General features: G+C 72.9%; 12 protein-coding genes and 1 pseudogene. 6 read left to right on the forward strand and 7 right to left on the reverse strand.

Annotated features, from left to right (window positions below):
* The first annotated feature begins 60 nt into the window (after positions 1-60).
* The 4 genes from IE212_RS18025 (at position 61) to IE212_RS18035 (ending at position 2,916) form a co-directional block, all read left to right on the forward strand.
* Positions 61-1,668, forward strand: a complete 1,608-nt coding sequence (locus IE212_RS18025; RefSeq protein WP_190198888.1) for an FAD-dependent monooxygenase — start codon at positions 61-63, stop codon at positions 1,666-1,668.
* Positions 1,669-1,782: 114 nt separating this feature from the next.
* Entirely contained in the window at positions 1,783-1,854 is a 72-nt protein-coding gene (locus IE212_RS35635; protein WP_310851512.1) for a putative leader peptide, read from the forward strand.
* A 97-nt stretch (positions 1,855-1,951) separates the two neighbouring features.
* The gene (locus IE212_RS18030; protein ID WP_190198889.1) at positions 1,952-2,500 is read left to right on the forward strand and encodes a cupin domain-containing protein; all 549 of its coding nucleotides are present in this window, start codon (positions 1,952-1,954) and stop codon (positions 2,498-2,500) included.
* 17 nt (positions 2,501-2,517) lie between these two features.
* On the forward strand, positions 2,518-2,916 hold the full coding sequence (locus IE212_RS18035; protein WP_190198925.1) for a rhodanese-like domain-containing protein: 399 nt from the start codon (positions 2,518-2,520) through the stop codon (positions 2,914-2,916).
* Positions 2,917-2,958: 42 nt separating this feature from the next.
* Here IE212_RS18035 and recX read toward each other — a convergent pair whose 3' ends face one another.
* The 4 genes from recX to IE212_RS18055 all read right to left on the reverse strand — a co-directional run bounded on the left by recX (position 2,959) and on the right by IE212_RS18055 (position 6,614).
* On the reverse strand, positions 2,959-3,741 hold the full coding sequence (recX, locus tag IE212_RS18040; RefSeq protein WP_190198890.1) for a recombination regulator RecX: 783 nt from the start codon (positions 3,739-3,741) through the stop codon (positions 2,959-2,961).
* 3 nt (positions 3,742-3,744) lie between these two features.
* Positions 3,745-4,863 carry a recombinase RecA gene (recA, locus tag IE212_RS18045; protein ID WP_190198891.1) on the reverse strand — a complete coding sequence of 373 codons (1,119 nt, stop codon included), beginning with the start codon at positions 4,861-4,863 and terminating at the stop codon, positions 3,745-3,747.
* Between the two features lie 224 nt (positions 4,864-5,087).
* Positions 5,088-6,335 (reverse strand): AI-2E family transporter, encoded by a 1,248-nt coding sequence (locus IE212_RS18050; RefSeq protein WP_190198892.1) that lies wholly within the window; start codon positions 6,333-6,335, stop codon positions 5,088-5,090.
* An 84-nt stretch (positions 6,336-6,419) separates the two neighbouring features.
* Complete coding sequence (locus IE212_RS18055; RefSeq protein WP_190198893.1) at positions 6,420-6,614, reverse strand: DUF3046 domain-containing protein; 195 nt, start codon at positions 6,612-6,614, stop codon at positions 6,420-6,422.
* 79 nt (positions 6,615-6,693) lie between these two features.
* Here IE212_RS18055 and IE212_RS18060 point away from each other — a divergent pair, with 79 nt between their 5' ends.
* Entirely contained in the window at positions 6,694-7,647 is a 954-nt protein-coding gene (locus tag IE212_RS18060; protein WP_190198894.1) for a hypothetical protein, read from the forward strand.
* On the opposite strand, the gene IE212_RS18065 is transcribed toward IE212_RS18060, so the two are convergent.
* The 3 genes and pseudogenes from IE212_RS18065 to IE212_RS18075 all read right to left on the reverse strand — a co-directional run.
* Complete coding sequence (locus tag IE212_RS18065; protein ID WP_190198895.1) at positions 7,648-7,959, reverse strand: AzlD domain-containing protein; 312 nt, start codon at positions 7,957-7,959, stop codon at positions 7,648-7,650.
* Positions 7,956-8,678 (reverse strand): AzlC family ABC transporter permease, encoded by a 723-nt coding sequence (locus IE212_RS18070; protein WP_190198896.1) that lies wholly within the window; start codon positions 8,676-8,678, stop codon positions 7,956-7,958. The genes IE212_RS18065 and IE212_RS18070 overlap by 4 nt, the downstream gene beginning before the upstream one ends.
* Positions 8,564-9,532: pseudogene (locus IE212_RS18075) on the reverse strand (AraC family transcriptional regulator); the annotation flags it as partial. The gene IE212_RS18070 and the pseudogene IE212_RS18075, both read right to left, overlap by 115 nt.
* A gap of 242 nt (positions 9,533-9,774) precedes the next feature.
* Here IE212_RS18075 and IE212_RS18080 point away from each other — a divergent pair.
* Positions 9,775-14,694 (forward strand): ATP-dependent helicase, encoded by a 4,920-nt coding sequence (locus IE212_RS18080; protein WP_190198898.1) that lies wholly within the window; start codon positions 9,775-9,777, stop codon positions 14,692-14,694.
* Positions 14,695-14,728: the final 34 nt, after the last annotated feature.

A 14,728-nucleotide genomic window follows, 5' to 3' on the forward strand; every position in this document is an offset into this window, starting at 1 on the left:
CTGTTCACCTACGTCTCTCATGACACTCAGGACAACACCGCGGGCAGGGGGCGCCGCGCCGTGGACCCCGTGATCATCGTCGGAGCGGGGCCCGTCGGACTCACGCTCGCTCTGGCACTGGCCCGTCAGGAGGTGCCCTGCGTCGTCCTCGACGAGGGGCCGGGCAAGGACGAACCCCGTGCGGCGCGCACCGTCGTCCTGCGTGAGGACACCGCCGCCCTCATGGAACGGCTGACCGGTGTGCCCCTGGACCAGGCCGGTGCCCAATGGGCCGGATGGCGGTCGGTACGGCGCAAACAGGTGATGCGCGAGGTCTTCTTCGACGGCACCGAGCCGATCCCGCTGCACATCACCCAGCACGTCCTGACCGACGCCCTGCGCGCCGCTCTGTCGAACGAACGGCTCGTCAAGGTGGCCGTGGAGAGCCGCCTGGACGGCATCGAACAGGAGCCCTCGGGGGTCACGGCCCACACCCGCGGGCCAAAGGGCACCTGGTGGCGCGGCAGTTACCTGGTCGGCTGTGACGGCCCCCGCTCGACCGTGCGCAAGCTCCAGGACATCCGCTTCCCGGGCCGTACCGCGGTGGAACGTCACGCCGTCGCCGCCCTGCGCACGGAACTGCCCTGGCCCGACGAGGCGTTGCTGCACCGCTCGCCCCCGTGGCGCATGTCGGGCCCGTCGGCCGGCGAGGTCACCGCGCGTCCCCTGCCGGACGGCGTCTGGCGTCTGGACTGGCTGCTGCCGCCCGGCAAGGACCTGGTCACCCCCGAACTGCTGCTGACCCGCATCCGGGAGACCCTGGCCGGCTGGGCGGGCGGCACGACCCCGCCGTACGAGCTGCTGGACACCGGCGTTCACACGGTCCACCACCGTCTGGCCCGCCGCTGGCGCGCCGACCGTGTCTTCCTCGCCGGGGACGCGGCCCACCTCCTCGGCGCCCTGGGCACGCACGGGCTGGACGAGGGCCTGCGGGACGCCGACAACCTCGCCTGGAAACTGGCTCTGGCCTGGCATCACGGGCCGCACGAAGCGCTCCTCGACAGCTACCAGGCCGAACGGCGCGCGGTCGTCGCCGCCCGGCTGCGCGCCGCCGACCAGGCGCTGCCGTTGCTGCGCGGCGGCGGGGGCCTGCGCTCCTACGTCCCCGGCTCGGCCCGTGGGCACGACGCGCTTCTCACGGACGGTCACCTGGGGTACGGCCAGCTCGGCGCGCCGGGGGCGTACGCGGACTCGCCGCTCGCGCCCGGGAAGCTCGAAGGAGAGGTCCCCGTCGACACACCGCCCGGAGCACCGGTCACCGATGTGACGGTCACCGCGGAGGACGGCACGTTCGTACAGCTGAGGGACCGGCTCGGCCGGGGCTCGCTGCTCGTGGTGCTGATCGCGCCGGGCACCGGTGTGTGGGAACGCAAGCACTGGGTCGGTGCCGGCATCATGCCCCGGCTCGCGGCCGCGGTGTCGGCGCTGCCGCACCCCGCCGAGCTGCTGGTCGCCGAGAGCTATCCGGGCGCACCCGCGCACTCGGTGCTCCTGGTGCGCCCCGACGGGCACCTGGTCACCGCGCTGAGCGGGGTGCGGCCGGCCGACCTGTACGCCGCGGCCGAGGCCACGGTGGGCGGACCGGTGAAGGAGCAGGCCGAGGCCGGTGCTTCGGCGGGCTCTCACTGAGCCCCGGGGGCATCCTCGGCAGACGTGACCACTGTCACTGTGCGTCCGCATGGTGACAATGAGTTGACCGGTCCGGACGGCCATGGTGTACTCCGGTGCGTGACCGACACCTGTGTGCGCCTGTGGCGGAGGGTCCATATGGACCTCCTCCGCTATGCGGGCTGCGTGTGTCGCCCGTCCTGCTGACTTCGCATCCTTCCTTCCCTCAGCGCGCGCCCCGCTCTCTGCGCCGCGGCCGTCGCGCCTGCCTCGCGAACCCTCCCAGGACCTCAGGACGGCACCCGTGTCTGTATCCCCTTCGGCGTCCCCCGCCACGTCCCTTTCCTCCTCCGCCGGATCGGCGCCCACCCAGGCAGACCTCTTCGACTTCGTGCGGCGCACGGCGGCCGACACCGAGCTGATCGCGTCCCTGCCGCTCGACCCCGAAGGCCGTACCTGGGTGCGGCTGGACGGGCCCGGCGGCAGCGAGGCATGGCTGATCGGCTGGCCACCCGGCACGGGCACCGGCTGGCACGACCACGCCGACTCCGTTGGCGCCTTCCTGACCGCCGCGGGTGAGCTCAAGGAGAACTCGCTCGCCGCGCGGCTGCCCACCGACGGCTGGAAGACCCTCGAACTCTCCGACGATGTCGACCGGCAACGCCGGCTGCCCGCCGGGCAGGGCCGCGCTTTCGGCCGGCACCACGTCCACGAGGTGCTCAACGAATCCCCCGACCGGCACGCGATCTCCGTGCACGCCTATTACCCGCCCCTACCGCAGATCCGCCGCTACAGCCGCAGCGGACCGGTCCTGCGTCTCGAGCAGGTGGAGCGGCCGGAGGACTGGCAGTGAGCGACAAGGGCCAGCAGATGGACTCCGACGCCCAGCCACCCGTCGGCATCGACGAGTGGTTGGAGCGTGTGCGCGCGGGCTACCAGCGGATCGAGCCGCGGCAGGCGTACGAGGCCGCCCGGGCAGGTGACGCACTGCTGGTGGACATCCGCTACGCGGCGCTGCGTGAACGGGACGGCCTCATCCCCGGCGCCCTCGTCGTGGAGCGCAACGAACTGGAGTGGCGTCTCGACCCACAGGGCAGCCATCGCCTGCCCGAGGCCACGCATCACGCCCTGCGCGCCATCGTGATCTGCAACGAGGGATACGCCTCCAGTCTGGCGGTCCACTCCCTGCGCCAGTTGGGACTGCACCGGGCCACCGACCTGGTGGGCGGCTTCCAGGCCTGGCGAAGGGCCGGGCTTCCGGTGGTGTGAGCCGGCGGTCCGAGCGGTGGGGCTGGTCGGCCGGCTTCCGGCTCAGAACCCCTCGTCCGCCAGGAACTCCGTGTCCTCGCCCGCTTCCTCCAGAGCCTGCCTGACCACACGCAGCGCCATGCCTTCGGGATAGCCCTTGCGGGCGAGCATGCCCGCGAGGCGGCGGAGCCGCTTGTCGCGGTCGAGCCCACGCGTGGCACGGAGCTTCCGGTCGACGAGCTCCCGCGCGGTCACCTCCTCCTGCTCGGAGTCGAGCTGGGAGACGGCCGAGTCGATCAGCGTGGGGTCGACGCCCTTGGTCCTGAGCTCCCGGGCGAGCGCACGCCGGGCCAGTCCTCTGCCGTGGTGACGCGATTCCACCCAGGCCTCGGCGAAGGCGCTGTCGTTGATGAGGCCGACCTCCTCGAACCGTGACAGCACCTCATCCGCGGCGTCGTCGGGGATCTGCCGCTTGCGCAGGGCGTCGGCGAGTTGCTTGCGGGTTCGCGGGGTCCCGGTGAGCAGGCGCAGGCAGATCGCCCGAGCCTGCTCGACCGGGTCCCCCGGAGGCTCCCCCTGCTCGGCCCTCGACGAGGTGAGGGCACCTCCGTCTTCGGTCATCACCTCACCGAAGTCACGCCGGCGACGCCCACGTCCGCGCCGCCCATCGGGCGTCCCGCCGTCACGCGAGCCGCCCCCGTACGCCCCGTCGCCCCCGTACAGCCGGTCGTCGTCCCCGTGCGGGTCCTCCCCGTCCACGGCCGAGCCCGTGTCGCCTCCGGTGCCCCTCCCCCGCGGGACACCGGAGGCGGACTCGTACTCCGCCCAGTCGGTTCGCCGTGTCACGGGTCAGCTCTTGGCTGCGGCGGCCTTGGACTTGCTGCTCTTGGCCGCCGCCGGGGCGGGAACCGCCGCCGCGTCGGCCGGAGAGACCGCGGCGTCCGCGCCCGGCTCGGCCGCCGCCTCCTCGGGACGCACGCCGACGCCCAGCTTCTCCTTGATCTTCTTCTCGATCTCGTTGGCCAGGTCGGGGTTGTCCTTCAAGAAGTTGCGCGCGTTCTCCTTGCCCTGGCCGAGCTGGTCGCCCTCGTACGTGTACCAGGCGCCGGCCTTGCGGACGAAGCCGTGTTCCACGCCCATGTCGATCAGGCCGCCCTCGCGGCTGATGCCCTGGCCGTAGAGGATGTCGAACTCGGCCTGCTTGAAGGGCGGCGCGACCTTGTTCTTGACGACCTTGCAGCGCGTGCGGTTGCCGACCGCCTCCGTGCCGTCCTTCAGGGTCTCGATGCGGCGGATGTCGATGCGCACCGAGGCGTAGAACTTCAGCGCCCGGCCACCGGTCGTGGTCTCGGGGGAGCCGAACATCACGCCGATCTTCTCGCGGAGCTGGTTGATGAAGATCGCGGTGGTCTTGGACTGGTTGAGCGCGCTGGTGATCTTCCGCAGGGCCTGGCTCATCAGGCGGGCCTGCAGACCGACGTGACTGTCACCCATCTCGCCCTCGATCTCCGCGCGCGGGACGAGCGCGGCGACGGAGTCGATGACGATGAGGTCGAGGGCTCCGGAGCGGACCAGCATGTCCACGATCTCCAGGGCCTGCTCACCGTTGTCCGGCTGGGAGAGGATGAGGTTGTCGATGTCGACGCCGAGCTTCTTCGCGTACTCGGGGTCGAGTGCGTGCTCCGCGTCGACGAAGGCGACCTGGCCACCGGCCTTCTGCGCGTTCGCCACCGCGTGCAGGGTCAGGGTGGTCTTACCGGAGGACTCCGGTCCGTAGATCTCCACGACACGGCCGCGGGGCAGGCCGCCCACGCCGAGCGCCACGTCGAGGGCGGTGGACCCGGTCGAGATGACCTCGATGGGCTCCTTGGTCCGGTCGCCCATGCGCATGACCGCGCCCTTGCCGAATTGCCGTTCAATCTGTGCGAGAGCGGCATCCAGGGCCTTCTCGCGGTCGGTTCCTGCCATGGGTTCCACCCGATTTGCTTGAGTCGATCGCTTCACGTCAAAGACGCTAACGCCTGCCACTGACAATGCGCCCCGACGCACGTCCGGCCTGTGGATAACGCGGGCACTTCCCTACCCAAAGTATGGCGAAACACCCAGCGTTGAGCCCGGCCGGAGACTCAATAGGAATGCATGTTCGATTTTCGTGTCAAGCGCACCACGCGGACAACACCGGACTCGGGTCCTCAGCCGTCGGACTTCCCCGCTCCCGGTCGCCGCACCCTGAGCCGCCTCGCGCGCGCGATCGGGCCCGGCCCCTGCCCCCGGCGGCGGTGGCCGTGCACCCGGGGGTCGTCCGTGACGTCGTACCGCTTCACGTACGCCCCCAGGAAGGCCTGCAGCGTGGCGACGGCGGGGATGGCGATCAGCGCGCCCACGGCACCGAGCAGCGCGGTGCCCGCGATGACCGAGCCGAAGGCGACGGCGGGGTGGATGTCGACGGTCTTGGAGGTCAGCTTGGGCTGGAGCACGTAGTTCTCGAACTGCTGGTAGACCACCACGAAGATCAGCACCCACAGCGCGTACCAGGGGTCCACGGTGAACGCGATCAGCATGGGCAGCGCGCCCGCGAGATACGTGCCGATGGTGGGGATGAACTGCGACACCAGGCCCACCCACACGGCGAGCACGGGCGCGTAGGGCACGTCCAGGGCCTGCAGCAGGACGAAGTGGGCCGCCCCCGAGATCAGCGCCATCAGACCGCGCGAGTAGAGGTACCCGCCGGTCTTGTTCACGGCGATCTCCCAGGCGCGCAGCACCTCCGCCTGCCGGGCGGGCGGCAGGAGGGAACAGATCGTGCGGCGCAGTCGGGGGCCGTCCGCGGCGAAGTAGAACGAGAACAGGCCGATCGTCAGCAACTGGAAGAGCCCCCCGATGACCTGGGCGGACACGTCCAGGACACCCGTGGCGCTGTTCTGCACGTAGTTGCGCAGCCAGTCGGAACGGAGCACGCCCTCCTGGATGTCCACGCGCTTCAGGTCGGTCTTGAAGTGCGTGTTGACCCAGTTGATGACGGAGTCGAGGTACTCCGGGAAGCCCTCGATCATCTTGATGATCTGGTCCGCGAGGATGGAACCGAGCAGCGTCACGAAACCCGCCGACACGACCATCACGCCGATGAAGACCACGAACGTGGCCAGCCCCCTCCGGATGCCACGCGAGGCCATCCAGCTCACCGCCGGTTCGATGGCGAGCGCCAGGAAGAACGCGATGAGGATGTTGATCAGCAGGCCGGTGAGCTGGTGGAAGGCCCAACTGCCCAGCTGGAACACGGCGACGAGGGCGAGCGCGAGCACCAGGGCGCGCGGCAGCCAGCGCGGCATGCGGCCGTTCGGCCCGGCGGCGGCCCCGCCCCCCGGGGGCGGGGTGGGCGGTGTCGCGCCGAACGGGGAGGACTGCTGGGCTGCCTGCCCTGTCTCGTCAGTTGGTGCCACGGACCAAGTCTCACCCACGCCACCGACAGCCGTCTGCCCGCCCGTGATCTGCGTGAGCGGTCAGTCAGCGGTCTCCACGATCGGTCAACGTCTCTCCCCCGGCACGTCCATCACCGCGCACACCACGTGCCAGACCTCCTTGGCGTCCCAACCCGCCTCGAGCGCCTCGTGCACCGTCCGCCCGCCGAGTTCCGACATCACATGGTCGCGCGCGAAGGTGTCGGCGTACCCCGGACCGAAGTGTTCCGTCATCCGCTGCCAGAAGACCGTCAACCGCATGCCTCCAGTATCCCGCCCCTGGGGTGGGCCTGAGCCGGGACCGCCTGCCGGTACCGCTTTCCGTCCTACGGTCTGACCCATGGCCCAAACAGGAGCTTCCGCACTCACCCCGACGCCCCAGACGCCCCCGCCGCACAGCCCCGTCATGCGCGCCGAGCGGTTCGTCTGGCTGACCGCGCGCGTGCTCGAACAGCACCTCTTCGCCCACCAGTTCCGGGGCGGCACCGCGGACCCGGTGGAGACCGCCCTGGACGCCTACCGCAACCCGGACGGCGGGTACGGCCACGCCCTGGAGCCCGATCTGCGCGGCCCGGTCAGCCAGCCGCTGCACACCGCGCACGCCCTGGGCGTCCTGGACGCGGTCGGACGCTGTGCCGGCCAGCGCGTGGAACGCATGTGCCGCTACCTGACGTCGGTCTCCACGGCGGACGGCGCCCTTCCGGCGATCCATCCGAGCCAGCGCGACTTCCCCACGGCACCGTTCCTGAACGTCGTGGACGACCCGCCCAGCGCCCTCCTGGCCACCGGGCCGGTGGTGGGACTGCTCAACCGCAACGAGGTGTGGCACGCCTGGCTGTTCCGGGCCACGGACTTCTGCTGGCAGGCGGTCGAGTCCCTGGAGGAGTCCCACCCGTACGAGATCGAGTCCGCCGTGGCCTTCCTGGACTCCGCCCCCGACCGCCCACGCGCCCAGGCGGCCGCCGACCGTCTGGGCCGCCTGGTGCGCGCCCGCCGACTCGCGGTCCTCGACCCCGGCGACCTGGACGCGTACCCCGTCCCACCCGGGTACGCCCCCGGCGAGCACCACTTCCCGTACGACTACGCGCGGACGCCCCGCTCGCTCGCGCGCGCGTGGTTCACGGACGACGAGATGGCCCGCTCCCTTGACCACCTCGCCGCCCAGCAGCAGGAGGACGGCGGCTGGCCCCTACGCCGGCGCCACTGGGCCCCGGCGCCCACCGTCGAGGCTCGCCCCTTGACGACGATCGAGGCCCTGCGAACGCTCCGGTCCTACGGCCGCGCCGTCAGCTGATCACCCGGCCCCCACGGCACGCACCCCCGCGGTCACCAGCACGGCCGCCGCGACGACGAGCAGGAACGGCGCCCGCAGCACCAGCGCCACGGCCGCGGCCACGAGCCCGGCGGCCCGCGCGTCCAGCACCAGCGTCTGCCCGTCGGCGAAGGTCTGCTCGGCCGTGAGGGCCGCGAGCAGCGCGACAGGCAGCAAGGCGGCGAGCCGCTTGACCACCGGCCGCTCCAGAGCCCCGGCGGGCACCAGCAGTCCGGCCAGCTTGACGGCGTAACACCCGAGGGCGGTGACCCCGATCGCGATCCAGATGTTCACCGCTCAGTCCCCTCTCCCCTGCGCCGGCCGTCCGCCCAGAGCACGACCGGCGCCGCCAGCGCGGCCATCAGAACCGGCACCCCGGCGGGCAGCACGGGCAGCAGCCCGAGCCCCAGCAGCACCGCGAGCCCGGCGACCGCCCGCTCGGTGCCGGACCGCAGCATGGGCGCGAGCAGCGCCAGGAACACCGCGGGCCCGGCGGCGTCCAGTCCCCACGCGTCGGTGTCCCCGATGGCCCCGGCGCCCAGAGCACCGAGCAGCGTGGTGAGGTTCCACAGCAGGTACAGACTCAGCCCGGTGACGACGAACCCGATCCGCGCACCGCGCCGCGTGGGCTGTGCCAGGGCGACGGCGGCCGTCTCGTCGATCACCCACTGGGCGGCGAACGGCCGCACCGCGCGCGGCAGGGCCAGCACCTGCGACAGCCGCAGGCCGTAGAAGGCGTTCCGCACACCCAGGAAGAAGGCCCCGGCAGCGGCCGTGAACGGGCCGCCCCCTGCCGCGAGGGCCCCCACCAGCGCGAACTGGGACGCTCCGGTGAACACCAGCAGACTGAGCGCAGACGTCTGCACCCATGTGAGTCCGCTCCCCGCCGACGTCACTCCGAAGGCGAACCCGGAGAGCCCGACGGCCACCCCCACGCCCAAGGCGTCCCGCACGACGGCACGGTCCGCCTTCCCACCTGTCCCGGTCTCTCTGAAAGCTGTCCGTTCTGCCATGCTCCCGACGCTACGAGCAGCGGCTACCGCAGGTCTTGTACGTTCTTGCGCTCCCGCTGATACGCCCCGGGTGGGACCCCGACCATCCGGCTGAAGTGCCGGTTGAGGTGCGGCTGATCGGTGAAACCCACGGCCACGGCGACCTCCGAGGGCGCCGTCCCCAGATCGAGCAACCGCCGCGCGCGCCGTACCCGCGCGTCCGTGAGCCACGCGTGCGGCGGCATGCCGTAGGCGTCCCGGAAGGCCCGCAGCAGAGCGAACGGGCTGGCCCCGAGCTCGGCGGCCAGCCGCTGCAGACTCGGCGGCCGCGCCATCCGTTCCTCCAGCACGCCCCGTGCGCGCGCCGCGATGCGGGCCCCCGCCGTCCGCACCTCCCGCCGTGGCATGGGCCCGCCGTTCAACCGCAGCAGCCTGGTCACGGCGGCCCGCAGCAAGGTGTCGGCGGCCAACGCGTTGCCCTCGTCGGCCGCCCGCAGCACCTGATGCACCAGAGCGGCGGCATAAGGATCGTCCACCACCGGACTGACGAACCCGGGCGTCCCCCGCAGCACCGTCGTCTCGGCCGCGATCTCGGCCACCACGTCGACGGACGGATACACGGCCCCGTACCGCCACCCCTCGGGCACCCCCGCCCGCCCGGTGTGCGGGACGTCCGGATTCACCAGCGCCAGAGAACCGGCGCCCGCATGCTGGTCGCCCCCGCCGTGGTGGAACACCTCCACCCCGTCGGCGATGGCGGCGATCACGAAGTTCTCATGCGTATGCCGCACGAACGTCTTCCGCACATACCGGGCCCGCAGCAGATCCACCCCGGGCAGCTCCTCGTACTGCCAGTGCCGCGCACGCTCGCTCATACGACCATTGTCCGCACGACGAGAAGGTCCACGGGCCCGCAGCCGCCGTACTACGCAAGGGGACGTGTCGGGGGGTGTCCGCCCGCAGCGGTTGGCGCGTCAACGGACAGTCACTCGGCATCCGACTCCATCGCGCCGTTCCGAGGACGGACACCCCCCGACACGGCCCCGCCCCCCCGACGAAACCGCAGGCGAACCCACGGCCCCCACCCACTGTCAGTGCCTAGGTGCACGATGGACCCATGGCCAGCCACGCACACCGAGCCCTGGACACCTTCTCCCCCGCGACCCGCGCCTGGTTCACGGGCGCCTTCTCCGCCCCCACCAGCGCCCAGGCCGGCGCGTGGCAGGCCATCCACGAAGGCTCGGACGTGCTGGTCGTCGCCCCCACCGGCTCCGGCAAGACCCTGGCCGCCTTCCTCGCCGCCCTGGACCAGCTGGCCTCGGCCCCGCCCCCCGCCGACCCCCGGAAGCGCTGCCGCGTCCTGTACGTCTCCCCCCTGAAGGCCCTCGCCGTCGACGTGGAGCGCAACCTCCGCAGCCCCCTGACGGGCATCCGCCAGGAGTCCGTACGCCTCGGCCTGCCGGAGCCGGAGGTCAGGGTGGGCATCCGCTCGGGCGACACCCCCGCAGCCGAGCGCCGCGCCCTGTCCACCCGCCCGCCGGACATCCTGATCACGACGCCCGAATCGCTGTTCCTGATGCTGACCTCGGCGACCCGCGACGCGCTGACCGGCGTCGAAACCGTCATCCTCGACGAGGTGCACGCCGTCGCCGGCACCAAGCGCGGCGCCCACCTGGCACTCTCCCTGGAGCGACTGGACGGCCTGCTTCCGAGGCCCGCCCGCCGCATCGGCCTCTCCGCCACGGTCCGCCCCGTCGACGAGGTCGCCCGTTTCCTCTCTCCGCGCCGCAAGGTGGAGATCGTCCAGCCCGAGTCGGGCAAGGAGTTCGACCTCTCCGTGGTCGTCCCGGTCGAGGACCTGGGCGAGCTGGGCGGCTCCCCTGTGTCGGACGGCTCGGAGGGCGCCGAACGCCCGTCGATCTGGCCGCACGTCGAGGAGCGGATCACCGACCTCGTCCAGTCCCACCGCTCCACGATCGTCTTCGCGAACTCCCGCCGCCTCGCGGAGCGGCTCTGCAACCGCCTGAACGAGATCGCCTACGAACGGGCCACCGGCGAGCCACTCGACGAGCACCACTCCCCCGCCGAGCTGATGGGCGGCTCCGGAGCAGTCCAGGGCGCCCCCCAGGTCATCGCCCGCGCCCACCACGGCTCGGTGTCCAAGGAGCAGCGCGCCCTGGTCGAGGAGGACCTCAAGGCGGGCCGCCTCCCCGCGGTCGTCGCCACGTCCAGCCTGGAGCTGGGCATCGACATGGGCGCGGTCGACCTCGTGGTCCAGGTCGAGTCGCCCCCCTCGGTCGCCTCCGGCCTCCAGCGCGTAGGCCGTGCCGGCCACCAGGTGGGCGCGGTCTCCACCGGCGTGGTCTTCCCGAAGTACCGAGGCGACCTGGTGCAGGCGGCGGTGGTGACCGAGCGCATGCGAACCGGCGCCATCGAGTCCCTCAGGGTCCCCGCCAATCCCCTGGACGTCCTGGCCCAGCAGATCGTCGCCATGACGGCCATGGACAGCTGGCAGTTCGACGACCTCCTCGCCGCCGTCCGCCGGGCCGCCCCCTTCGCCTCGCTCCCCGAGTCCGCCTTCACGGCGGTCCTCGACATGCTCGCCGGCCGCTACCCCTCGGACGCCTTCGCCGAGCTGCGCCCGCGCGTGGTGTGGGACCGCGTCACCGGCGAGATCACCGGCCGCCCGGGCGCCCAGCGCCTCGCCGTCACCTCCGGGGGCACGATCCCCGACCGCGGCCTCTTCGGTGTCTTCCTCGCGGGCGCCGATCCGAAGAAGGGCGGCGGCCGGGTCGGCGAGCTCGACGAGGAGATGGTCTACGAGTCCCGCGTCGGGGACGTCTTCACGCTGGGGACGAGCTCCTGGCGCATCGAGGACATCACCCGCGACCGCGTGCTGGTCTCCCCCGCCCCGGGCGTACCGGGCCGGCTGCCCTTCTGGAAGGGCGACCAGCTGGGCCGCCCGCTGGAGCTGGGCCGGGCGGTGGGCGCGTTCCTGCGCGAGGTCGGCTCGCTGCCCGAGGACGACGCCCGTCTGCGCCTGCTCGCCGCCGGCCTGGACGCCTGGGCGGCGGACAACGTGCTCTCCTACCTGGTCGAGCAGCGCGAGGCCTGCGGCCACGTCCCGGACGACCGGACGATCGTGGTGGAGCGTTTCCGCGACGAGCTCGGCGACTGGCGCGTGGTCGTGCACTCCCCCTTCGGCGCCCAGGTGCACGCCCCCTGGGCACTCGCCCTCGGCGCCAGACTCTCCGAGCGGTACGGCATGGACGCGCAGGTCATGCACGCCGACGACGGCATCGTGCTGCGCCTGCCGGACGCCGACCTGATGGGCCTGGAGCTGCTGGATCAGGAGCCGGTGAAGGCGGGCCGCGAGTACGACGCCGAGCAGGCCCCGGTGGGCGCCGCCGACGTCGTCTTCGACAAGGGCGAGGTCGACCAGGTCGTCACGGACCAGGTGGGCGGCTCGGCGCTGTTCGCGTCCCGCTTCCGCGAGTGCGCCGCCCGCGCGCTGCTGCTGCCGCGCCGCAACCCCGGCAAGCGCACCCCGCTGTGGCAGCAGCGCCAGCGGGCCTCGCAGCTGCTGCAGGTGGCGAGCGAGTTCGGCTCGTTCCCGATCGTCCTGGAGGCGGTCCGGGAGTGCCTCCAGGACGTCTTCGACGTCCCCGGCCTCGTCGAGCTGATGGGCGACCTGGAGTCCCGCAAGGTCCGCCTCGTCGAGGTCACGACTCCCGAACCGTCGCCCTTCGCACGATCCCTGCTCTTCGGCTACGTCGCCCAGTTCCTGTACGAGGGCGACTCCCCGCTCGCCGAGCGGCGCGCCGCGGCCCTGTCGCTCGACTCCCGGCTGCTGTCCGAGCTGCTGGGCCAGGCGGAGCTGCGCGAGCTGCTCGACGCGGAGGTGCTGGCGGAGCTGGAGCGGGAGCTTCAATGGCTCACCGAGGACCGCCGGATCAAGGACGCCGAGGGCGTCGCCGACGTCCTCCGCCTCCTCGGCCCGCTCACGGACGCCGAGCTCGCCGAGCGGGGCGCCGAGCCACAGTGGGCCGAGGAGCTGGCCGGTGCGCGTCGCGCCATCCGGGTCCGGATCGGCGGTGCCCGGCACTGGGCGGCGATCGAGGACGCGGGCCGCCTGCGCGACGCTCTGGGCACGGCGCTGCCGGTCGGCGTCCCGGAGGCCTTCACCGAGCCCGTCAAGGACCCGCTCGGCGACCTCCTCGCCCGCTACGCCCGCACCCACGGCCCGTTCACCTCGACCACGGCGGCGGCCCGTTTCGGCCTGGGCGCCGCCGTCACCGAGGGCGCCCTGCAGCGGCTCGCCGCGGCGGGCCGGATCGTCCAGGGCGAGTTCCACCCGGCCGGAATCGGCCAGGAGTGGTGCGACGCGACCGTGTTGCGCCGCCTGCGGCGCCGCTCCCTGGCCGCACTGCGGCACGAGCTGGAGCCGGTGCCGCCGGCCGCGCTCGCGCAGTTCCTCCCGCAGTGGCAGCACATCGGCAAGGGTCACTCGCTGCGCGGCATCGACGGGCTGGTGCGCGCCATCGAGCAGACACAGGGCGCGTCCGTGCCCGCCTCCGCCCTGGAGAAGCTGGTCCTGCCCTCCCGGGTCGTGAACTACACCCCGGCGATGCTGGACGAACTCACCGCGTCCGGAGAAGTGGTGTGGGCCGGGGCCGGCTCCCTCCCCGGCAAGGACGGCTGGGTCTCCCTCTACCTGGCGGACGCGGCGCCCCTGCTCCTGCCACCCCCGCACCCTCTGGAGCTGACGGCCCTCCACCAGTCCGTCCTGGACGTCCTCTCCGGCGGCTACGGTCTGTTCTTCCGCCAGATCGCCGAGCAGGTCCGCGCCACCACCCACCCCGAGGCGACCGACCCGCAGCTGGCCGACATCGTCTGGGACCTCGCCTGGTCAGGGCGCCTGACGAACGACACGCTCACCCCCATGCGCGCCCTGCTCGGCTCGGGCCGCACCGCCGGTTCGACGGCCCACCGTGCCAAACGCGCGGTCCCGCGCGGCCGCTACGGCTCCCTGACGGCCGCGGCCCGCACGGCGTCCCGCTCCGGCCCACCGACCGTCGCCGGCCGCTGGTCCCTGCTCCCGGCCCACGAACCGGACCCCACGGTGCGGGCCCACGCCCTCGCGCGCACGCTCCTCGACCGGCACGGCGTGGTGACCAGAGGCGCGGTGTCGGCGGAGGGCGTCGAGGGCGGGTTCTCGGCGACGTACCGCGTGCTGTCGGCCTTCGAGGAGAGCGGCCAGGCCCGCCGCGGCTACGTAGTGGAGGGCCTCGGCGCGGCACAGTTCGCGATGGACGGCGCCGTGGACCGCCTGCGCGCCGTGTCCAACGCCCGGGACCGCGGCGAGGACCTGCCCGGCCCGGTCCCCGGCCTCGGCCCGTCGTCCCCCGCCCACGACTTCGCCGGGCCGGACGATTCCGCCGCGTGGGCCGACCACACCGACGACCCGGGCCACGACGCCTTCGCCGGCTTCGGCCCCGCGTTCGGCAGCCCGGCCACCAACCGGTCCCGGGACGAGTACGTCTCGCCCCGCGACTACGCCCCGCAGGGCATCCCGCCCTGGCAGAACGGCGGTCGCGCCCCGTACGCCCCCGGCTCCCCGGGCGGCCGCACCCGCCCGGACGCCGCCTCCCGGGCGCTCGTCCTCGCCGCCGCCGATCCGGCGAACGCCTACGGTGCCGCCCTGGCCTGGCCCGAGCCCCCGACCGGCGCCGGACACAAGCCGGGCCGCAAGGCGGGTTCGCTCGTCGTGCTGGTCGACGGTGAGCTGACGCTCTACATGGAGCGCGGCGGCAAGACCCTGCTGGCATGGGCCGCCGCCCCGGACGGCGACCCCGCCGACGACCCCCGTCTGCGCTCCGCGGCGGAGGCCCTCGCCGCAGCCGCCCGCGCGGGCTCCCTCGGCACGGTCACCGTGGAGCGCGTCAACGGTGCCCAGGCCCTGACCTCCCCCATCGGCGCCCTGCTGGAAGGAGCGGGCTTCATCGCGACCCCCCGCGGACTCCGCCTGCGCGCCTGATCCCCGGACCCGGCCACCGCCCGCCGTGCCACCC

The sequence above is a fragment of the Streptomyces djakartensis genome (assembly GCF_014651075.1).
Taxonomy (GTDB): Bacteria; Actinomycetota; Actinomycetes; order Streptomycetales; family Streptomycetaceae; genus Streptomyces; species Streptomyces djakartensis.

Excerpts from the sequence above, each read along its gene's own strand:
- IE212_RS18035 (WP_190198925.1), top strand. The coding sequence starts at position 2,518 with ATGGACTCCGACGCCCAGCCACCCGTCGGCATCGACGAGTGGTTGGAG.
- recA (WP_190198891.1), bottom strand. The coding sequence starts at position 4,863 with ATGGCAGGAACCGACCGCGAGAAGGCCCTGGATGCCGCTCTCGCACAG.
- IE212_RS18055 (WP_190198893.1), bottom strand. The coding sequence starts at position 6,614 with ATGCGGTTGACGGTCTTCTGGCAGCGGATGACGGAACACTTCGGTCCG.
- IE212_RS18060 (WP_190198894.1), top strand. The coding sequence starts at position 6,694 with ATGGCCCAAACAGGAGCTTCCGCACTCACCCCGACGCCCCAGACGCCC.
- IE212_RS18070 (WP_190198896.1), bottom strand. The coding sequence starts at position 8,678 with ATGGCAGAACGGACAGCTTTCAGAGAGACCGGGACAGGTGGGAAGGCG.
- IE212_RS18080 (WP_190198898.1), top strand. The coding sequence starts at position 9,775 with ATGGCCAGCCACGCACACCGAGCCCTGGACACCTTCTCCCCCGCGACC.